Here is a 19631-nt window from a genome sequence, read left to right as displayed (position 1 = left end):
GGGGCCGACTAGGCTCGCCCCATGCTGCCGTTGTTCACCGACTCGGGCGTCTTCGTCGCCCTCGAGGGCGGTGAGGGCGGTGGCAAGTCCACCCAGTCGACGCTGCTGGTGGACTGGCTGCACGATCAAGGTCATGCGGTCCTCGCGACCCGTGAGCCTGGTGGCACCGGGGTGGGCGCCCAGCTGCGTCGCATCCTGCTGGACCCGGCCACCGGATCGCTCTCCCCTCGTACGGAGGCGCTCGTCTACGCTGCGGACAAGGCTGAGCACGTCGACTCCGTCGTGCTCCCTGCCCTGGAGCGCGGTGAGGTGGTCGTGACGGACCGCTACGTCGACTCGACGCTGGCCTATCAGGGCGCCGGCCGCGCCATCGACGCCGCGGAGCTCGAACAGGTCGCCCGCTGGGCCACCGCGGGGCTGCGCCCGCACCTCACGGTGGTGCTCGACGTCGACCCGACCGTCGGGCTGGGTCGCGCCGGAAGCCCGGACCGGATCGAGGCCGAGCCGCTGGAGTTCCACCACCGCGTCCGTGAGCACTTCCTCGAGCTCGCCGCTGCCGACCCTGCGCACTATCTCGTCGTCGCCGCAGACGGCCCCGCCGAGCGGATCCACCACGAGGTCCGCGCCGCGCTGCAGCCGTGGTTGGAGCAGGCCCGATGAGTGTCTGGGACGAGCTGGTGGGTCAGGAACCGGTCGTGCAGACGCTGCAGCGTGCGGTCGAGGACGCAGCGAGCATGACCCACGCCTGGCTGTTCACCGGGCCGCCGGGGTCGGGTCGCTCCAACGCGGCGCTCTCCTTCGCCGCGGCCCTGCAGTGCGAGGAGGGCGGGTGCGGGCACTGCCGCTCGTGCACCACTGCCCGCGCAGGCAGCCACCCCGACATCACCGTCATCCGCACCGACGGCCTCTCCATCGGCACGGACGTCGCCCGCGAGTACGTCCGCAAGGCGGCGCTGCGGCCGGCGCTGGGCCGCCGGCAGGTGCTCGTCGTCGAGGACGCCGACCGGCTCACCGACCAGGCTGCCAACGCCCTGCTCAAGGCGGTGGAGGAGCCCTCGGCGTACACGGTGTGGATGCTGTGCGCCCCCGCCATGGAGGACGTCATCGTCACCATCCGCTCGCGGTGTCGCCCCGTCCTGCTGCGGACACCCTCCGCCGAGGCCATCGCCGGCCTGCTGGTCGAGCGCGACGGCGTCGAGCCCGAGCTCGCCGGAGCCATGGCGGCCGCGTCCCAGGGCCACATCGGCCGGGCGCGCGGCCTGGCCCGTGACCCACAGGCGCGGGAGCGTCGCCGTCGCATCCTCGCGCTGCCGGCCGGGCTGGGCACGCTGGGTGACTGCCTGGCCGCCGCCCAGTCCATCCACGAGGAGGCGGGTGAGCGGTCCGCCGCCATCGCCGACGCCGCGGACGAGCGCGAGCTCGACGACCTCAAGCAGTCCTGGGGCGTGGAGGAGCGTGGTCGGCGACCCACCGGGTACGCCGGGTCGCTCTCGTCGCTGGAGAAGGACCAGAAGCGCCGCCGGACCAGGCTCACCCGCGACGCCATCGACGGCGTCCTGCTGGACCTGCTCTCCTTCTGCCGCGACGTCGTCGTCGCCCAGCAGGCGCCCCGGGCCGCCCTGGTCAACGCCGACGTCGCCGAGTCGGTCCGCTCCGCTGCGGGGGTGTGGACGGTCGAGTCGACCGTCGCCCGCATCGATGCGATCGTCGAGGCCCGAGAGTCCCTCACCGCCAACGCAGCGCCGCTGCTGGTCCTCGAACGCATGATGATGGAGTTCCTGCCCCGATGATTCGTCTGCCTCGCACCCCGCGTCGTCCCGAGCAGGGCGTTGCCGCCCGCACCGTCATCGTCGGGACCGTCCTGGCCCTGGTCCTCGTCGCCGCGGTCGGTGCCGGGGCGTACGTCGCCCTGAGGGGTGAGGACTCCGCCGCCGACCCCGCACCCGTGGCGCAGGGGGTCCCGGAGGACCTGGAGCGCTTCTACTCCCAGGACGTCGACTGGGAGGACTGCGGCGACGACCGGTGCGCCACGATCGAGGTGCCGGTCGACTACGAGGAGCCGGACGGTGAGGTCACCGAGCTGCGGATGCGGCGCATCCCGGCGTCCGGTGACGGGAACCGGGTCATGTTCGTCAATCCCGGAGGCCCGGGTGGATCGGCGATCGACTTCGCCGGCACCGCCGCCGGCCTCCTGCCCGAGGAGGTCACCGACGAGTACGACGTCGTGGGCGTCGATCCTCGTGGCGTGGGTGAGAGCACCCCGATCGACTGCCTGTCCGACGCAGACTTCGACGACTACCTCGCCGGCCAGTCCGACCCCGACGTCGACGACACCACCGGGATCGAGGCGCTGCGCGAGGAGACCGAAGCCTTCGGGGAGGGGTGTCGAGAGCTCTCCGGCGAGCTCGCCGATCACGTCTCCACGGCCGAGGTCGCCCGCGACATGGACGTCGCGCGGGCCTTGATGGGCCAGGACGAGCTGGACTGGTTCGGTGTCTCCTACGGCACCCAGATCGGCGCCACCTACGCCACGCTGTTCCCCGAGAACGTGGGCCGCATGGTGCTGGACGGCGCGGTGGACCCGGCCGAGGACGGCATCGAGGGCAGCCTGGGCCAGGCCCGTGGGTTCCAGAAGGCGGTCGAGGCGTACATCGCCGACTGCGTGGAGTCCGCGGAATGCCCCCTGGGCCGCGATGCCGACGCCGCGCTGGACCGCCTCGTCGACGTCTTCGACGGGCTCGCCGACGAGCCCCTGCCCAGCCGCCTGGACGACCGCCAGCTCGGCCAGGGTCAGGCCTTCTACGGCATCGCCGTCACCCTCTACGACGAGGAGACGTGGCGTCTTCTGACGCAGGGCCTGCAGGCGGCGCTCGAGGGTGACGGCACGGTCCTGCTGGCACTGTCCGACGCCTACTTCTCGCGCCAGCCGGACGGCACGTACGCCGGCAACACCGGCGAGGTCATCTCGGTGATCTCGTGCCTGGACCAGCGCGACCGGCCCTCGCTGGAGGAGACCAAGGACCTGCTCGACGACTTCGACGAGGCCTCGCCGGTCTTCGGCGGGCCGATGGGCTGGGGCACGCTCGCCTGCTCCGACCTGGGCTTTGAGTCCCAGACCCCCCAGGTCGAGATCGACGCCGCCGGAGCACCACCGATCGTCGTGATCGGCACGACGGGCGATCCTGCCACGCCGTACGAGAACGCCGGCCGGCTCGTGGAGCAGCTCGGTGAGGACGTCGGGGTGCTGGTGACCCGCGAGGGCGAGGGACACACGGCCTACACCTCGGGCAACCCCTGCATCACCGACGCGGTCGATGCCTTCTTCGCCGAGGGCACCGTCCCGGAGAACGACCTCACCTGCCCCGCCGAGTAGCCCTGGTTCCTCAGGCGACCAGGGCGACGGCGACGGAGGCCACCAGACCGCCCAGGAGCGACCACGCCAGTACCTGCGCGGCGAGGTCGTCGTCGAGTCGCTCGAGCGCCGCGAAGGCCACGGTCACGAAACCGACGGGTGCTGCACCGAGCAGGAGCACGACGCCGCGGTCCACGCCGTCCAGGTCGAGCAGCAGGACGAGGGTCACGGCGAGGGTCAGACCCAGGATGATCCGGCCGGCGGCGATCGTGGCGGCCTGACGAAAGCGGTCGCGGGTGGGTCGAAAGAGGATCCCGGCTCCGATGGCCACGGCGAAGGGGCTGGCCGCGGCGAAGGTGTCGATCGGTCCCCCGGCGATCTCGGGAACGTCCACCCCCGTCAGGTTGACCGCCAGCCCGGCGGCGATTGCGTAGAGCGGCGGGGTGCCGACCAGCGGACGCCACAAGCCGCGGGTCCCCGGGCGCGATCCCGCGCGCGAGGCCACCGTGGACACGGCCGTGAGCACCAGGATGTTGTTGACGACGTCGAAGGCCGCGAGCCGCGCCACCCCGGCATCGCCGTACAGGGCATCGACGAACGGCAGCGCGAAGGCGGCGTTCACCACCATGAACGCCATCAGCACCACGCCGCGCTGGGGTGACCCGCCGACGTCGAACCGGCTGACGGCGACACGGCCGAGCACGTAGCCGGCCAGCACCGACCCGGCCGCCAGGGCGGGGAAGAGTGCCAGCTCGCGTGCCGGCTCGACCCCGCTGAGTGCCCGGAAGACCAGCGCCGGCATGCAGACCCAGAGGTTCAGGAGCAGCAGGAACTGGCCGTCGCGCACTCCGGCCGTGCCCAGGCGGCGCAGTGCCTGGCCTGCGGCCATGCCGCCCACGACCGGTGCGAGGGCGACGGCAGCCGTCAGCACGCCGAGAGCGCGGGGAGCACGGCGTGGGTGCTCACCGGCGATCGCGCAGGTGCTGGGCGGCGAGCCGGACGGGGGCGTTGGGGGCCCCGAACCCGCGGTACTCACCGCCGCGTTGCACCACCTCCAGGAAGACCGCGCCGATCGTCTCGGTGTAGAAGTGCAGGAACTCACCGGTCCGGTCCCGGTCGTACAGGACTCCCAGCTCTCGGAGCTCGGCGAGGCGTTCGCGGCCGAGGTCGAACCGGGCGGCAAGGTCGTCGTAGTAGTTCTGCGGCACGGGCAGTGGTTGGAGGCCGGCATCGCGAGCCCGCCGTGCGACCTCGACGACGTCAGGGCTCGCGAAGGCGACGTGCTGGGCCAGGACGCCGTCGTGGGCGAGTGGTGCGACGTTCAGGGCGAGTCGGACCGCGCAGTCGTCGGAGCGCACGACCTGGCTGCGGACGAGGCCGGAGGGTGCGGCGATGTCCTGCCCGGCGTCGAGGCCGAGGTCGAGGACGCTGGAGTAGAACAGCACGGCCTCGTCGAAGCTCTGCCACGGATGAGCCAGGTTGACGTGGTCGATGCCCGTGATGAGGGCCGGCTCGCCGGCCGTGCTCCCACCGTCGAACTCCCCGACCCACGCGCTCTCGACACCGTCGGGCGCGTCGGCGAGGAAGATCTCGGTGCCGTCGGGTGCGGAGAAGGCCGCCAGGTCGATCTCCCCGGCCAGTGACCGGCGGCTGACGGCGGGAGCCTGGAGTCGGCGGGCCCGGTCGGCCGAGGCGTCGGCATCGGTGACCTCGAAGCCGACGGCCGCGAGGGTCGGCTCGAGGTCGCGGGCCTGCTGCTCGTTGCACACCAGACGCGCCGACCCGTAAGACCAGAGACGGACCGGCTTGCTCCGGTGCCGTCCCCGGAAGGTGAACCCGAGCTGACGCAGCAGCTCCTCGACCGCGGAGGTGTCGTCGGCCTTGACCTCGACGAAGTCGAAGTCGTGCGGCTGGTCGACGGCGGGCAGCGCCATCGTGCCTTCGCCGTCCGCCCGCTCGGTGCTCTGGTCCTCCAACCACGTCAACGAGCGTCGTGCCTGCTGCGCGGTCCGCAGCGTGTCGGTCTGGCGGAAGACGTCGTTGAACACCTCCAACGACCACGGCCCGTCATACCCCGCGCGCATGACGTGGCCCATGAAGCCGGGAAGGTCGAAGGAGCCCTCCCCAGGGAAGAGACGGTGGTGCCGGCTCCACGAGAGCACGTCCATGGTGAGCGCGGGGGCGTCGGCCAGCTGGACGAAGAAGATCTTCTCGCCCGGGATCCGCTCGATCGCCGCCGGGTCGTGGCCGCGGGACAGGATGTGGAAGCTGTCCAGACACACGCCGAGGGCCGGATGATCAGCCTGCTCGACGATGCGCCAGGCTCGACGGTAGTCATCGACGAAGCGTCCCCAGGCGAGGGCCTCGAAGGCCAGACGCCGGCCGTGCTCCTGCGCCACGTCGGCCAGCCGACGCAGCTGGTCGGCGCTGACCGCGTCGTCGTCCACGGTGGCCGTGCCGGCGTTGCTGCACACCAGGATCGTCTCGATGCCGAGCCGCTCCATCAGGGAGAACTTGGCTCGCGCCCGGTGCAGCACGGACACGAAGGTGGCCTCGTCGACCCCCTCCGCGTCGCGGAAGGGCTGGTAGAGGTCGAGGGTGAGGCCCAGCCGGCTGGCGAGCGCCGCGATCTCCTCGGGGCTCTCGGGGCTGGAGATCAGGTCGGGCTCGAAGACCTCGATGCCGTCGAAGCCGGCATCGGCACAGGCTCGCAACTTCTCGGTCAGGGTGCCACTGATGCACACGGTGGCGATCGACGTCCGCACGGCTCACGCACCCCCGGCGCTCGGGGAGAGCAGCCGTGCCGGGTTCTGCACGAGCATCTGGTCGATGTCCTGCTCGGTGGCGCCACCGGCGAGCAGGGCCGGCACGATGCGCGTGCTGATGTTCTCCATCGTCCAGTGGGGGGTCTCGCGTGCCCGCCACGAGGGCGGTGTGACGCGGCTGAAGAACGCGGCGTCGTGAGAGAGCAGGAGCCGGTCGGCGTGCCCCTCGCGCAGCAGGTGCAGGGTCGTCGCGATGCGTCGATCGTCGGGGAAGACGTGCTCCATGCCGAACCGGTCCAGCCCGAGCCACGCCCCTCGCTCGAGGAGCGCGTGCAGGTAGTCGAGGTCGTCGGTGTCTCCGCTGTGGCCGATTACGACGCGCCCCGGGTCGACGCCGTGCTCCTGGAGGAGGTCGAGCTGGTCGAGCCCGACGTGCGAGGGCGCGTGCGTGTGGGTGGTGATCGGCACCCCGGTCCTGACGTGCGCCTGCGCGGCGGCCACGATGACGCGCTGGACGTCGGGGGTCATCCCCTCCCGGTCCGTGACGACCTTGAGCATCCCGGCGCGGACGCCGGTGTCGGCGATGCCGTCCTCGATGTCGGAGAGGAACAGCTCGGTCAGTGGATCCGGGCCGTCCACGAGGCGGCCCGGACCGTGCGTGCCGAAGTAGTGCGGCAGGGTGTTGGAGGTGTAGTAGCCGGTCGAGGCCACGAGGTTGACCCGCACGTGGCGGGCCACCTCCGCGACGCGGGCGACGTCGCGCCCGAGGCCGAGCACGGTCAGGTCGACGACCGTGCGCACTCCCAGCTCGTAGAGTCGCTCGAGCCCGTCGACAGCCGTCCGGAGGGCGTGCTCGCGGTCCCACTCCGGGTGGGGGAGGTTCAGGTCGAGCTCCGGGTGGGTCACGAAGATGTGCTCGTGCACCAAGGTCGTGCCCAGGTCGTGGGCTGGGACCGGACCGGAGAACGTCTGGACCTCACCGGCCGGTGTCACTGCGCCGACTCGCGGATGCCCTCGTAGACGGCGAGCTGCTCCTCGTTGAAGTTCGCCCGCAGGAACTCATCGGCCTGGGACCGGAAGGCCTCGACGTCGACGTCGTCCACGACCTGCATCTCGTCACCGGAGCTCCAGCCCTCGAGCAGCTCCTGCTCGTCCTCCTCGACACAGCCGGGCACCTCCTCGACCGCGGTCGCGACCGCGTCCGAGAGGACCTGCTGCTGCTCCTCGTTCAGCTCCTCCCAGACGCCGCCGATCACGACGAGGTTGGAGTTCGCCTGGTGCGAGGAGAGGCTGATGAAGTCCTGCACCTCGTCGAGGCTGACGGCGTCGACGTTGACGATCGGGTTCTCCTGGCCCTCGACCGTGCCCTGCTGGAGGGCGAGGAACAGCTCCTCGTACGCCACCTCGGTGGCGTCGGCGCCGAGCGCCTCGGCGTTCAGGAGGAACTGGGAGGAGTTCGGGAACCTCATCCGCAGACCCTCGAGGTCGGCCGGTTCGCGGATCTCCTGGTTGGCGGTGAAGTGCCGCATGCCGGCGGACCAGGCGCCGAGAGTGCGGATGCCGGCCTCGTCGGCGAAGGCCTCGATCAGCTCCTCGGCGGGCTCGGACTCGAAGTACCGCGCGAGGTGGTCCGCATCGTCGAAGGCGTAGGCCGCGTCGAGCACGCTCACGGGCTCGTAGACGGCGCCGAGCCCGGACGCGCCCTGGATGTCGATGTCGACGTCGCCGGAGACGACGGAGGAGATGCGGTCGGCGTCACCGCCGAGCTCGCTGTTGCTGAAGATCTCGACGGTCATCCCGGCGTCGGCGTCTGCGACCGCGTCGGCGATGACCTGGGCGCCGCAGCGGTGCTGTGGCTGGTCCTCGGTGTAGCTGTGGGCCAGGGTGATCTCGACGCTGTCACCGTCGCCACCGCCTCCGCAGGCGCTGGCGGCGAGGAGTGGTGCAGCCGCCGCCAAGGTCAGGGCGGCACGTCGGCGCCTCAGGGTGGGGTGGGGATGTCTGGTCATGATGATTCCTCTCTCGGGTTCTTTTCTCAGGCGCGACGGGCTGTCGAGCGCTCGCGCTCGACCAGGTCGTCGAAGTCCGCGACCATCGCGGATCGATCAGGGGTGCGGCCGGTGATGAGCTCGAAGGCGTCGGCCGCCTGGTGCACGGCCATCCCGGCGCCGCTCAAGGTTCGACAGCCTCGGTCGGCCGCCGCACACAGCAGCTCGGTCTCGAGGGGGCGGTAGACGATGTCGGCCACCCAGGTACGTGAGGACAACAGCTCCGTGTCGATCGGGGCACCGGGATGCTTCGCCATGCCCACGGGGGTGGCGTTGACCAGGCCCGCGGCGTCGGGCACGGCGCGGGGCAGCGCATCGGTGGGGAGCCTTCGCACGACGGCGGTGCCGTCCCGACCACGGTCCAGGGAGCCGAGCAGCGCGTCCGCCCGCACGTCGTCGGGATCGACCACGTCGAGGTGCCGCACGCCTTGCTCGAGCAGGGCGTGCGCGACGGCCGTGCCGGCTCCACCGGCCCCGAGGAGGACCACGTGCCCGCGGTCGGCGTCGCCCAGGCCCTCGGCGAACGCGGCGCCGAAGCCGGTGACGTCGGTGTTGCGGCCGTAGGTCCTGCCGTCCCTGACGACGATCGTGTTCAGGGCTCCGATCGCCGTCACCTCGGGCCCGTGCTCGTCGACGAGGGGGACCATCGACTGCTTGAACGGATGCGTGACGTTGAAGCCGTCGAACCCCAGCAGGAGGGCGTGCTCGAGCAGAGCGGCGAGGCTGTCGCGATCCTGACGAACGGGAGGGAGGTCGATCGTCTTGTAGACGTACCGCAGGCCGTGGCGGGCAGCCTCGCGCTCGTGGAGCTCCGGCGTGAGGGACGTGCCGATCCCCTGGCCGAGCAGGCCCGCGAGCAGGGAGCGGCGCGCGGTGGTCCGCCCCGTCACAGCCCGAGCCTCTCGGGCAGATAGGTCACGGCGTCGGGGAAGAAGATGATGCCGGCGCAGATGAGCAGGAGGGGCACGGTGAAGGGCAGCGCCCCGAGGAACACCTCGCTCATCCTGGCCTTGGCCACGGCCTGCAGGACGAAGAGCACCGTGCCGATCGGCGGGGTGAGCAGCCCGATCATGAGCGAGATGATGACCAACACCCCGAGGGAGATCGGGTCGACGTCGAAGGCGGCGCTGATCGGGATGAGGATCGGTGTGATGAGGGTGAGGACCGCCGTCGCGTCGAGGACGGTTCCCAGCACGAGGGCGAGCAGGAAGACCAGCAGCAGGAACACCGTGGCGTTGGTGGTGAGGCCGAGCACGAAGTCCGACATCAGCTGGGGGACGCGCTCGCGTGCGAAGACGTAGCCGAGCAGGTTGGCGGAGGCGATGATGAGCATGATCGCCGCGCTCGTGACGACGGCCTCGACCAGGACCTTCGGCATGGTCCGCAGCGTGAGCTTGCGGTACGCGAAGCCGAGCAGGCCCATGTAGGCCGCACCGACGGCGGCCGCCTCGGTGGGGGTGAACAGGCCGCCGAGAATGCCCCCCAGGATGATCACCGGGGCGCCGAGAGGCGCGACGACGCGGCGGCCGGTCCGCGCGACGCTGGCCCAGCTGAACTCGGTGCGCACGATGTCGTCGTTGTTCCGGCAGAGCAGGAAGACGACGATGCACATCCCGAACGCCATCAGCAGGGCCGGGACGACCGAGGCCGCGAAGAGGGCCCCCGTCGAGACCGCGGCGAGCCCGGCGTAGATGACCGCGGGGATGCTCGGCGGCATGACGGGCGCGATGAGCGAGGAGGCTCCGGTCACGCCGAGCGCGAACCGCTTGGAGTACCCGTTGCGCACCATCGTGGGGATCTGGAGCTTGCCGAGGGCCGCAGCGTCGGCGACGGCCGAGCCACTCATCCAGGAGAACCCCACGCTCGTGCCGACCGCGACGTAGCCGAGGTTGCCCCGTACGCGGCCCAGGAGGGCGAGGGCGAAGTCGAAGAGCCGCTCGGCGATCCCGGCATGGTTGGCGAGGGACCCGAGCAGGATGAACAGCGGGACGGCGAGCAGTGGGAAGCTGGCCGTCGACTCCGCGACGAGTCGCAGCGCCAGCCCCAACGACTGCCCGGTCAGGAGCATGAAGGCCAAGGACGGGGCGATGAACGCGAAGGCGACCGGCACGCGCAGCAGGAGCAGCAGCGCGATCACGGCGCACAGCAGCAGGACACTCATGCGGTCACGTCCTCAGACACCCCACCGTAGGAGCGCGCCCGCATGAGGTTCTTCTGCTGACGCTCGCTCATGCGAGACCTCCAGGATGAGTGGGTGCCGGCGCGGCAGTCGTGTCGTCCTCGCGCTCCGGAGCCCCGAGGACGGCGAACCGCGCGGCGGCGATGAGCGCTCGAATGGTCGTGCTGATGAACCCGATGATGGAGATCGCGTAGAGCCAGGACATCGGCATGCCCATGGCCGGGGAGGAGATCACTCCCTGCGTGCCGACGAGGTCCCAGGCCTGCACGGTCAGGCCCAGGCCCGCCGCGGCGACCACCAGGCTCGCGAAGACCCGCACGACGCGTCGCACGATCGGAGAGGGGGCGGCGTCGATGACCTCGATGGCGATGTGGGAATCGCTGGTGACCAGGACACCGGCGGTGACGAACGTCAGCCACACCAGGCAGAACAGGGCAAGCTCGCCGGTGAACGACCAGCCTTGGAAGGGCAGGTAGCGCTGCCCGGCCTGCACGAGCACGAGCGCGAACATCAGCACCAGGGCGAGGCACCCGATCGACAGCTCGATCGCCGTCACCACGCGGATGACACGGCGCACCGCCGGCGGCGGGTCGGAGAAGAACGTCGAGGCCCCCACTGGAGCTCCTTCCTCGTGGACGGTCGTGCCGCACCGTGGCGGTGGTCACAGCCCTGACCGTAGGAAAGTGACCCACGACACGGCAAGGGGTTGCCAAGAGTTGCCATCATCGGCTTCGATGTCCCTGTGCCAGGGCCGACCATCTATGACGTGGCCCGTGAGGCCGGCGTTGCCACGTCAACGGTCTCGCGGGCCTTCTCCGACCCCCAACGGGTGGGTCGAGCGACCCGGGAGCGGGTCCTGCAGGTGGCGGCCGAGCTCGACTACCGTCCCAACCCGCATGCCAGGGCACTGCTCTCGGGCCGCCACCACACGGTGGCGATGGTGGTCTCGGACATCACCAATCCGCACTACTTCGAGCTGATCCGGGGTGCGGAGTCGCGCGCCCGGTCCTCGGGGTACACCTTGGTGCTGGTCAACGGCGAGGAGTCGGCCCGGGTCGAGATGAACCAGATCCAGCGCCTGGTCTCGTCGGTCGACGGGTTCGTCCTCGCCGCCAGTCGGTTGCCGGACGACGAGCTGCGCCAGGTGGCGAGCCAGCGTCCCGTCGTGCTGGTCAGCCGCGAGCTCCCCGGTCTGGCCAGCGTCGTGCTCGACCACGACGAGGGGTGCCGGCACATCGTGGAGCACCTCGGCTCCCTCGGTCATCGTGAGCTGGTCTACCTGGCGGGGCCGCGGGAGGCCTGGATGGCGGCCAAGCGGTGGAGCGCCCTGCAGGACGCTGCCCACGACCTCGGACTGGGGGCCCGGCGGATCGGTCCGTTCACCCCCAAGGTCAGCCAGGGCGGAGCCGCTGCCGACGGTGCGCTGAACACCGGGTGCACCGCGATCGTCGCCCACAACGACCTGCTGGCGATCGGCGTCATGCAGCGACTGGCGGAACGGGGCGTCAAGGTCCCCGAGGACATGAGCGTCGTGGGCTTCGACGACATCTTCGCCTCGGACCTGTGCACGCCGAGCCTGACGACCTTGGGCGGGGTCCATGTCGACGCCGGCCGGACCGCCGTCGAGCTGCTCATGGAGGCTGCGGGCTCCGGTGTGACGGGGGAGGCGCCACGCGTCGCGCTGCCGACCGAGCTGGTCCTGCGTCGCTCGACGGGGCCTGCGGACTGATCTGTCGAGGCAGTCGGGCGCGACCCGGACGGCGCGCGGCGGTCGTCAGGAGTCGCGGATGGCCTCGTGGTGGCGGATGACCTCATCGATGATGAAGGTCAGGAACTTCTCCGCGAAGGCAGGATCGAGGTCGACGTCCAGTGCCAACGACCGGAGTCGGGCGATCTGGCGCCCCTCGCGCTCGGGGTCGGCCGGAGGGAGGTTGTGCTCGGCCTTGAGTCGGCCCACGCGCTGGGTGCACTTGAACCGCTCTGCCAGCAGGTGCACGAGCGCGGCGTCGATGTTGTCGATGCTCGAGCGCATGCTCTCCAGCTCGGCTCGCACGTCCTCGTCCTCGACAGCCACGGCGCCGATCCTACGCACAGGGTCGGATTCGTCCCCCGACCGCCCGACGGATAGACTCATCGAGGTTCGGCGGGCGATCCCCGGCGGACCGTCGCCGCCTTAGCTCAGTCGGTAGAGCGTTTCACTCGTAATGAAAAGGTCGTCGGTTCGATTCCGACAGGCGGCTCCACACAGTCTCGCTGGTCAGCGAGGCGGCTGGACTCAGATCCAGCGTTCAGATGGATCAGTCGGTGGCGTTCTTGGCCGCTTCTTGGCCGTGCGGTGCCTCGAGCAGCCGGTTCAACCGGGTGCTCACGTCATCCAGACGACTACCCACCAGGTGGGCGTGCACTGTCAAAGTGGTGTGGCTGTTCGCGTGCCCGAGGACGGCGGCAACGTCGACGCCGCTCGCCCGGACCAGCATCAGACTGGCGGCCGCGTGCCGCAGATCGTGGACACGAATGCCCGGTGGGCCGACTGCGTCCACCGTTTCGCTCCAGCGCGAGTTCCGCCGGACGTTGACCTCCGCCACTATCGACGTCTCGACGCTGGAGGGCTGCTGCCTCACTCCATCGCAGATGGGGGTGTCCTCGACCGACTTGGTTCTACTTTTGTGCACAATTATCTACTAAAGTAGAGACATGGATCTCCGGAATCCGTTCGCTGCGGTCACGCCCACTCTCGATGGGCACGTGCTGCGCGTGCTGTCGCAGGCTGCTGGGTCGTTGTCGACGCAGCAGGTGATTGACCTGTGTGCGGAGGGTAGTCCGGCGGGTATCCGGAAGGTGTTGCATCGGCTGGTGGAGCAGGGCGTGATCAGCGAGCTGCGCGTGGGTAAGTCATATGCCTACTCTGCGAACCGGGAGCACATCGCCTGGCCCGCGGTCGAGCTGTTGGCAAACGCTCTGGATCGACTCGATGAGGCCATTGCTGGCCAGGTGTCGGGGTGGGAGATTCAGCCGTTGTCGGTTGAGTTGTTCGGGTCTTCGGCTCGTGGAGAGTCGACCGTTGAGAGTGATGTCGACATTCTGGTTGCCGCTCCTGCTCTGCAGGATGCGGAGCGGGATAGATGGGAGTCGCAGCTCCAGGACTTGCAGGAGTCGGTTCAGGTGTGGACGGGCAACGATGTCGACATATTGGATGTGGGCCCGATGGAGCTCGTGGATCTGGCGGTGGCAGGAGCGCCGGTGATGACTGATGCACGGCATCGTGTGGCCGGGGTCTCGACGTCTGAGCTACTTCCGAAGGCTTTCTTGGAGGCGTTCGCCAAGGGACTGCCCGCGGTGGCTGAGCTGCAGATCTCGGATTCGATGAGGCGAATGCTGGCTGAGCTCGCGCCGTCGATCGAGTTCACGCCGGAGATGAAGAGCAGCCTGGCCAACATGACAAGGACGCTGGAGCTTTCCCAGGCTGCCAGGGCGGCGCTGAAGGCGAAGCCATGAAGACGGTTAAGGTCTCACGCGCGGAGTGCGTTTCCCGACTCTCGGACGCTGAGGCGTTGTTCAGTCAGGGGTTGGAGACGCGGGATCTGCAGGGTGACGAGCCGGCCAGTGTCCGGGCCTCGGTCTCCTCGTTCGTGCTGGCGGGCATCGCCGGCGCTGATGTGGTCTGCGGACTCGCGTTGGGCGAGCGAGCTTCGGGTGGGAATCACGCCGAGGCCGTGAAGTTGTTAGGGGGTGTGCAGGGGGCTGAAGGACTGAAGAAGGACCTCACGCTGCTGGTCCAGAACAAGACCAAGGCTCAATATGCCGCGGGTGCGATCAGTGTGAGCACTCGTGGTCGCGTGGAGCGTGCTGCGGAGCGCCTGTTGGAGGCCGCGCGCTCAGCGATACGTCGTTAGCGATCGCCTTGGGGTTGGTTGCACGCTCACGGCCCATTCGACCGATGCGGCAGAGCTTGAGATCAGCCGCCGATCAGCCGACTGTCATGAACGTCCCTGCTGAGTACGCCTAGTCGTCCTCGGGGCCGGCCGAGATCAGTCCGGCGCCGGTCTCCGGGTCGAAGGGAACCGACTCGTGGGTGTGGATGATCCGCCACCGACCGTCGTCGCGGCGACACACCAGGGTGGCGCGCACCCACATGTCGACCTCGCCACCGCCGTGGAGCGTGCCGCTCACGTGGTAGCGGAAGGAGCAGTAGCCGAGGTCGCCGCCGGCCGCCACGCGCAGGTGATGGACCTCGTACCCGGGGCCGACCTCGTAGGAGTCCAACCAGGCCGTCAGCGCGTCGGCCACATCGCCGGTGCCGTGGGTCTCCGCCGGTGGGAGGACCGGGAAGCTCACGACGTCCTGGGAGTGAGCGTCGACGAGCGGAGCAGCATCGCGGGCGGCGACGGCTCGGACGCGGTCCGCGACGAACTCTCGCAGCCCGTCTTCGAGCGTGGGATCTGTCATGGGTCCAATCTGTGAGGACCTGCAGGGCTCCGCAAGTCCAGCCGCGGGTCGCCGTCACCGTCAAAGGTGCTCGATCCGCACCGCGTCTCGACGTGTGCGGGGATGCGTTCGCCACGAGACTCGTCCCATGGACGTCTCACCCCGACTCATCCCCGTCACGGTCCCGACGCGTCCCGAGGGGGTCGCCCTCGTGCTGCACGGTGGGGGGAGTCGCGGCGAGGCGATGATGGTCAGCCCGACGCAGCTGTCGGTGCTCAGGATGGTGCCGATCGCCCGCAGGCTCGCCCGGGTGGGACGTGGTCGGCTCGCCGTCTACCGCCTCCTGAACTCCGTCCGTGGCTGGGACTCCACGCACACGCCGGTCAAGGACGCGCAGTGGGCACTGGGCCAGGTACGGGACGACCTCGGGACCGACCTGCCCGCGACGCTCGTCGGGCACTCCCTCGGGGGGCGCGCCGCGTTGCTGGCCGCCGACCACCCGGCGGTGGACAGCGTCGTCGCGCTCAACCCCTACCTCTACCCGGCCGACGGTGCGACCGACCTGAAGGCCCGCCGCATCCTCATCGTCCACGGCACGGCCGACCGGATCGCGCCGCTGACCAACGCCGAGTTCGTGGCGCGCGACCTCTCCCGCTCCGCCGACGTCGGCCTGGTCCGGGTCTCCGGCGGCAAGCACGCGATGCTCTCGCGCAGCAGCACCTTCACCGGCCTCGCCACGGACTTCGTGCGCTGGCACCGCCTCGGCGCGGAGGCGACCTCTCCGCTCGCCGACGCCATGGGCGCTCGTCAGGGCATCGACGTCTGAGCCTCAGAAGTTGCCGCGGCGCTCCTGCTCGCGCTCGATGGCCTCGAACAGGGCCTGGAAGTTGCCCTTGCCGAACCCGAGGGAGCCGTGCCGCTCGATCAGCTCGAAGAACACGGTGGGCCGGTCTCCGACCGGCTTGGTGAAGATCTGCAGCAGGTAGCCGTCCTCGTCGCGGTCCACCAGGATGCCGCGCTTCTGCAGCTCGGAGATGGGCACCCGGACCTCGCCGATGCGGGCCCGCAGCTCGGGGTCGGTGTAGTAGGACTCCGGCGTGTTCAGGAACTCCACGCCGTGCGCGCGCAGGTGGTCCACCGTGGCGAGGATGTCGCCGGTGGCCAGCGCGAGGTGCTGGGCACCCGGGCCACGGTAGAAGTCCAGGTACTCATCGATCTGCGAGCGCTTCTTGGCCACGGCCGGCTCGTTGAGCGGGAACTTGACCCGGTGGTTGCCGCTGGCCACCACCTTGCTCATGAGGGCGGAGTAGTCCGTGGCGATGTCGTCGCCGATGAACTCGGCCATGTTCGTGAAGCCCATGATGCGGTGGTAGAAGTCCACCCACTCGTCCATCCGACCGATCTCGACGTTGCCGACGACGTGGTCGAGCGCCTGGAAGACGCGGGTGGGAGCCCCCTCCGGACGCTGCAGGCCGGAGCGACGCTCGACGTAGCCGGGCAGGTAGGCGCCGTCGTAGCGGCTGCGGTCCACCAACGTGTGCCGGGTGTCGCCGTACGTCCCGATGGCGGCGGTCCGCACGGTGCCGTGCTCGTCGGACAGGTCCTCGGGCTCGGCGAGGATCGTCGCGCCCTGATGACGGGCGTGCTCGATGCACGCGTCGACGTCGGGGACCTCCAGGGCGATGTCGACAACACCGTCGCCGTGCCGCCGGTGGTGGTCCAGGAGGGCGCTGTCCGGGTCCACGCCGCCCTTGAGCACGAAGCGCACCGCTCCGCTGCGCAGGACGTAGGCGTGGTGGTCGCGGTTGCCGGTCTCGGGCCCGGAGTAGGCGACGAGCTCCATCCCGTAGACGCTCTGGTAGAACGCAGCCGACTGTGTGGCGTTGCCGACGGCCCAGACGATGGCGTCCCAGCCGGTGACCGGGAACGGGTCGGTGGAGGCGTCGTACTCCACCAGGCCCACGAGCTGCTGCAGCTGGTCCAGGTCGAGGTCGGCGAGGCGCTCGAAGTCGGTCAGGGCGGTGGCGGCCGTGGGGGGAGTCATGTGCTCAGGTCACCCGATACCACGACCGATGACAACCCTGCGTAGTCCGGCTCCACGAATTGGCCATCTCTCGCACGTAGTGTGGTTGTGGTCTCGGCAATCTGCACAGGAGTGATGACGATGGATGCTCTCGACCTGGCCCTGGTCCGCGCGTTGCGCGAGCACCCGCGGGCCGGCGACCTGGAGCTCTCCCGCCTGACGGAGGTGGCGCGAGCCACGGTCCAGTCGCGGCTGGCCAAGATGGAGGCCGCCGGCGTCATCACGGGCTACGGCCCCGACGTGGACCTCGCAGCCGCCGGCCACCCCGTCCTGGCCTTCGCGACGCTCGAGATCGCCCAGGGCCGCCTGGAGGACGTCCGATCCGAGCTGGACTCGTTGCCGAACGTGCTCGAGGCCCACGTGACGAGCGGGTCCGCCGACGTCCTGTGCAAGATCGCCGCTGCGTCGCACGAGGACCTGCAGGACGTCCTGCTGCACATGAGCACGTCCGGCTCGATCGTGCGGTCCACGAGCGTCGTCGTGCTCAGCGAGCTGGTCGCCCCCCGCGTCCTGCCGATGCTCGCCCGGGACGTCACCGCCGGTGGCCGGGCCCCCCGCTACCGCTGACGGTTGACCGCGACGGCAGTCAACGCAGGACGGACAAGCGTTCGAGCGCCTCGTCGATGACCTCGGGACGCTTGCAGAACGCCCACCGCACGAGCGGGCGGCCGGCCTCCTGGTCGTCGTGGAAGACCTGGTGCGGAACCGCCACCACGCCGGCCCGCTCCGGCAGCCCGAGGCAGAACTCCAGGCCGTCGTCGAACCCGAGGGGCCGGATGTCCGTCGTCGCGAAGTAGGTGCCCTCCGGGATGGTGACGTCGAAGCCGATGTCGGCCAGACCTGCACACAGCTGGTCGCGTCGCTCCCGCATCCCGGCAGTGAACGACGTGAAGTACTCATCCCCCAGGACGAGAGCGTCGGCGATGGCCGGCTGCAGCGGCGAGCCCGACGTGAACGTCATGAACTGCTTGGCGCTCAGCAGTGCCGAGACCAGCGGGGCAGGGCCGGACGCCCAGCCGACCTTCCACCCGGTGAACGAGAAGGTCTTGCCGCCGCTGGAGATGGTCAGCGTCCGCTCCGCCATCCCCGGGAGGGTGGCGATCGGGATGTGCGGCACGTCGAAGGTCAGGTGCTCGTACACCTCGTCGCTGATGACCAGCAGGTCGTTCTCGCGGGCGACGTCCGCGATGGCCTCGAGCTCGGTGCGGGTCAGCACCGTCCCGGTCGGGTTGTGCGGGGTGTTGAGCAGGATGGCCGTGGTCCGCTCGGTGACGGCCGCGCGCAGCTCCTCCACCGGCACCCTGAAGTCGGGGGCGCGCAGGGTCACCGGCCGACGCACCGCGCCGACCATCTGCAGGCCCGCGACGTAGGAGTCGTAGTAGGGCTCCAGCACGAGCACCTCGTCGCCCGGCTCGACCAGGCCCAGCAGGGCCGCCGCGATGGCCTCGGTGGCACCGGTGGTCACCGCCACCTCGGAGTCGGGGTCGAGCTCGATGCCGTAGAAGCGACGCTGGTGATCGGCCACCGCCTGACGCAGCTCGGGAACCCCGGAGCCGGGCGCGTACTGGTTGCGACCCCCGCGCAGGGCTCGCACCGCGGACTCGATGACGGCGTCGGGACCGTCGGTGTCCGGGAAGCCCTGGCCGAGGTTGACCGCGCCGGTCTCCAGCGCGAGGGCGCTCATCCGCGCGAAGATCGTCGTCCCCAGCCCAGCCAGGCGTTCACTGCTCGTCCTCATCGCATCGACTGTACGCACGTCCGGGAGCCGGCGACTGGGCACTTCTTCCGGGCAAAGCAACGCCCCGCCGTTCCGGTGCTGGTTGCGGGCTTCGCCCGGCGAGACCGGCGGGTGGCTGGGTACTTCTTCCGGGCAGAGCAACGCCCCGCCGTTCGGGTGCTGGTTGCGGGCTTCGCCCGGCGAGACCGGCGGGTGGCTGGGTACTTCTTCCGGGCAAAGCAACGCCCCGCCGTTCTCGGGGGGTGAAACGGCGGGGCGTGCACCATCAGTCTAGGTCAGTGCCCGTGTGGTTCAAGCGATTTGGCAGATTCCCTCCGGAGGTCCGCGGTGCCGCGTGAGATGATGGGTTCGATGAGCGCCGCTGCCCCCTCCCGCCCCGGACGCCGCAGCACGCGGCGCCGTCGCAACCCCGTGGTCACCGCGCTCGGTCTCGCCCTCATGCTCGGCGGTCTCGGCATCCTCGGGTGGGGCGCCTGGCAGTACTGGGGAACCAACGTCGTCGCCAAGGCCGAGCACAACGAGATCCGACAGGTCATCGCCGACGACTGGGGCCAAGGCCTGGACTCCGACGCCATCGGCCTGCTGCGCGTCGAGCGCTTCGGCGACGACTACGAGGTGCCGATCGTCAAGGGCTTCGACGACGACGACCTCGCCCGCGGTGTCGGCTGGTACGAGGAGGGCGTCCTTCCCGGTGAGGTCGGCAACTTCGCCATCGCCGGCCACCGCGTCACCCATGGTGAGCCGTTCCGGGACTTCCTGGAGCTCCGCGCCGGTGACGTCGTGGAGGTCGAAACGCGGACCCACGTCTACACCTACGAGCTGGAGAACAACGGTGACGAGATCACCCTGGACTTCACCGTCGGCTGGCCGCTCCAGCCCGTCCCGGATCCTGACCTGCGCGGCGAGCAGCCCACCGAGGCCAGGCTGACGTTGCTGACGTGCTCCGAGCTGTTCCACACGCGCAACCGCAACGTCGTCTTCGGCGACCTGGTCGAGACGGTCGACAAGTCCGAGGCTCCAGCGTGATGACCAGTCGGATGA

The 19631-nt window shown here is 70.1% G+C and carries 21 protein-coding genes and 1 tRNA gene; 10 read left to right on the top strand and 12 right to left on the bottom strand.

Annotation, left to right across the window (positions count from 1 at the left end; all coding sequences use genetic code 11):
- The first annotated feature begins 21 nt into the window (after positions 1-21).
- The 3 genes from tmk to ACHAAC_RS08445 are packed head-to-tail and all read left to right on the top strand — an operon-like array spanning position 22 to position 3373.
- Entirely contained in the window at positions 22-660 is a 639-nt protein-coding gene (gene tmk, locus ACHAAC_RS08455) for a dTMP kinase (protein ID WP_435715686.1), read from the top strand.
- Positions 657-1790: a DNA polymerase III subunit delta' gene (locus ACHAAC_RS08450; RefSeq protein ID WP_435715685.1), complete on the top strand. Its 1134-nt coding sequence runs from the start codon at positions 657-659 to the stop codon at positions 1788-1790. The genes tmk and ACHAAC_RS08450 overlap by 4 nt, the downstream gene beginning before the upstream one ends.
- Positions 1787-3373, top strand: a complete 1587-nt coding sequence (locus tag ACHAAC_RS08445; RefSeq protein ID WP_435715684.1) for an alpha/beta hydrolase — start codon at positions 1787-1789, stop codon at positions 3371-3373. The genes ACHAAC_RS08450 and ACHAAC_RS08445 overlap by 4 nt, the downstream gene beginning before the upstream one ends.
- A 10-nt stretch (positions 3374-3383) precedes the next feature.
- On the opposite strand, the gene ACHAAC_RS08440 is transcribed toward ACHAAC_RS08445, so the two are convergent.
- The 7 genes from ACHAAC_RS08440 to ACHAAC_RS08410 form a co-directional block, all read right to left on the bottom strand.
- A complete protein-coding gene (locus ACHAAC_RS08440) occupies positions 3384-4283 on the bottom strand; it encodes an AEC family transporter (RefSeq protein ID WP_435715683.1) in 900 nt (299 codons plus the stop codon).
- 31 nt (positions 4284-4314) lie between these two features.
- The gene (locus ACHAAC_RS08435) at positions 4315-6117 is read right to left on the bottom strand and encodes a bifunctional sugar phosphate isomerase/epimerase/4-hydroxyphenylpyruvate dioxygenase family protein (RefSeq protein WP_435715682.1); all 1803 of its coding nucleotides are present in this window, start codon (positions 6115-6117) and stop codon (positions 4315-4317) included.
- Between the two features lie 3 nt (positions 6118-6120).
- Complete coding sequence (locus ACHAAC_RS08430; RefSeq protein ID WP_435715681.1) at positions 6121-7110, bottom strand: phosphotriesterase family protein; 990 nt, start codon at positions 7108-7110, stop codon at positions 6121-6123.
- On the bottom strand, positions 7107-8126 hold the full coding sequence (gene dctP, locus ACHAAC_RS08425; protein WP_435715680.1) for a TRAP transporter substrate-binding protein DctP: 1020 nt from the start codon (positions 8124-8126) through the stop codon (positions 7107-7109). The genes ACHAAC_RS08430 and dctP overlap by 4 nt, the downstream gene beginning before the upstream one ends.
- A 26-nt stretch (positions 8127-8152) precedes the next feature.
- Positions 8153-9055: a shikimate dehydrogenase gene (locus ACHAAC_RS08420; RefSeq protein WP_435715679.1), complete on the bottom strand. Its 903-nt coding sequence runs from the start codon at positions 9053-9055 to the stop codon at positions 8153-8155.
- The gene (locus ACHAAC_RS08415; protein WP_435715678.1) at positions 9052-10326 is read right to left on the bottom strand and encodes a TRAP transporter large permease; all 1275 of its coding nucleotides are present in this window, start codon (positions 10324-10326) and stop codon (positions 9052-9054) included. Before ACHAAC_RS08415 ends, ACHAAC_RS08420 begins: the two co-directional genes overlap by 4 nt.
- A gap of 67 nt (positions 10327-10393) precedes the next feature.
- Positions 10394-10960: a TRAP transporter small permease gene (locus ACHAAC_RS08410; protein ID WP_435715677.1), complete on the bottom strand. Its 567-nt coding sequence runs from the start codon at positions 10958-10960 to the stop codon at positions 10394-10396.
- Between the two features lie 126 nt (positions 10961-11086).
- Here ACHAAC_RS08410 and ACHAAC_RS08405 point away from each other — a divergent pair, with 126 nt between their 5' ends.
- Positions 11087-12073: a LacI family DNA-binding transcriptional regulator gene (locus ACHAAC_RS08405; RefSeq protein ID WP_435715676.1), complete on the top strand. Its 987-nt coding sequence runs from the start codon at positions 11087-11089 to the stop codon at positions 12071-12073.
- 45 nt (positions 12074-12118) lie between these two features.
- On the opposite strand, the gene ACHAAC_RS08400 is transcribed toward ACHAAC_RS08405, so the two are convergent.
- Positions 12119-12418 carry a chorismate mutase gene (locus ACHAAC_RS08400; RefSeq protein WP_435715675.1) on the bottom strand — a complete coding sequence of 100 codons (300 nt, stop codon included), beginning with the start codon at positions 12416-12418 and terminating at the stop codon, positions 12119-12121.
- A 93-nt stretch (positions 12419-12511) separates the two neighbouring features.
- Here ACHAAC_RS08400 and ACHAAC_RS08395 point away from each other — a divergent pair.
- Positions 12512-12587 (top strand) — tRNA-Thr (locus tag ACHAAC_RS08395).
- A 54-nt stretch (positions 12588-12641) separates the two neighbouring features.
- Here the strand turns inward: ACHAAC_RS08395 and ACHAAC_RS08390 are convergent.
- On the bottom strand, positions 12642-12929 hold the full coding sequence (locus tag ACHAAC_RS08390; protein WP_435715674.1) for a hypothetical protein: 288 nt from the start codon (positions 12927-12929) through the stop codon (positions 12642-12644).
- A 109-nt stretch (positions 12930-13038) separates the two neighbouring features.
- Here ACHAAC_RS08390 and ACHAAC_RS08385 point away from each other — a divergent pair, with 109 nt between their 5' ends.
- Both ACHAAC_RS08385 and ACHAAC_RS08380 read left to right on the top strand, forming a co-directional pair.
- Positions 13039-13839 carry a nucleotidyltransferase domain-containing protein gene (locus ACHAAC_RS08385; RefSeq protein ID WP_435715673.1) on the top strand — a complete coding sequence of 267 codons (801 nt, stop codon included), beginning with the start codon at positions 13039-13041 and terminating at the stop codon, positions 13837-13839.
- Positions 13836-14237: a hypothetical protein gene (locus ACHAAC_RS08380; protein ID WP_435715672.1), complete on the top strand. Its 402-nt coding sequence runs from the start codon at positions 13836-13838 to the stop codon at positions 14235-14237. Before ACHAAC_RS08385 ends, ACHAAC_RS08380 begins: the two co-directional genes overlap by 4 nt.
- A gap of 109 nt (positions 14238-14346) precedes the next feature.
- Here the strand turns inward: ACHAAC_RS08380 and ACHAAC_RS08375 are convergent, their stop codons facing one another.
- A complete protein-coding gene (locus tag ACHAAC_RS08375; protein WP_435715671.1) occupies positions 14347-14790 on the bottom strand; it encodes a YybH family protein in 444 nt (147 codons plus the stop codon).
- 127 nt (positions 14791-14917) lie between these two features.
- Between ACHAAC_RS08375 and ACHAAC_RS08370 the strand changes: the two genes are divergently transcribed.
- Positions 14918-15595, top strand: a complete 678-nt coding sequence (locus tag ACHAAC_RS08370; protein WP_435715670.1) for an alpha/beta hydrolase — start codon at positions 14918-14920, stop codon at positions 15593-15595.
- 3 nt (positions 15596-15598) lie between these two features.
- Here ACHAAC_RS08370 and hppD read toward each other — a convergent pair whose 3' ends face one another.
- Positions 15599-16813, bottom strand: a complete 1215-nt coding sequence (hppD, locus tag ACHAAC_RS08365) for a 4-hydroxyphenylpyruvate dioxygenase (RefSeq protein ID WP_435715669.1) — start codon at positions 16811-16813, stop codon at positions 15599-15601.
- Between the two features lie 120 nt (positions 16814-16933).
- On the opposite strand from hppD, the gene ACHAAC_RS08360 reads away from it, so the two are divergent.
- Positions 16934-17419 (top strand): Lrp/AsnC family transcriptional regulator, encoded by a 486-nt coding sequence (locus ACHAAC_RS08360; RefSeq protein ID WP_435715668.1) that lies wholly within the window; start codon positions 16934-16936, stop codon positions 17417-17419.
- Between the two features lie 19 nt (positions 17420-17438).
- Here the strand turns inward: ACHAAC_RS08360 and ACHAAC_RS08355 are convergent, their stop codons facing one another.
- Positions 17439-18590, bottom strand: a complete 1152-nt coding sequence (locus ACHAAC_RS08355) for a pyridoxal phosphate-dependent aminotransferase (protein ID WP_435715667.1) — start codon at positions 18588-18590, stop codon at positions 17439-17441.
- A gap of 351 nt (positions 18591-18941) precedes the next feature.
- Here ACHAAC_RS08355 and ACHAAC_RS08350 point away from each other — a divergent pair, with 351 nt between their 5' ends.
- Entirely contained in the window at positions 18942-19616 is a 675-nt protein-coding gene (locus ACHAAC_RS08350; RefSeq protein ID WP_435715666.1) for a sortase domain-containing protein, read from the top strand.
- Positions 19617-19631: the final 15 nt, after the last annotated feature.

It is taken from the genome of Aeromicrobium sp. CF4.19 (genome assembly GCF_051262555.1).
Lineage (GTDB): Bacteria > Actinomycetota > Actinomycetes > Propionibacteriales > Nocardioidaceae > Aeromicrobium.
The sequence above is the reverse complement of the archived record's forward strand: the minus strand, read 5'-3'. Positions and strand labels throughout refer to the sequence as shown.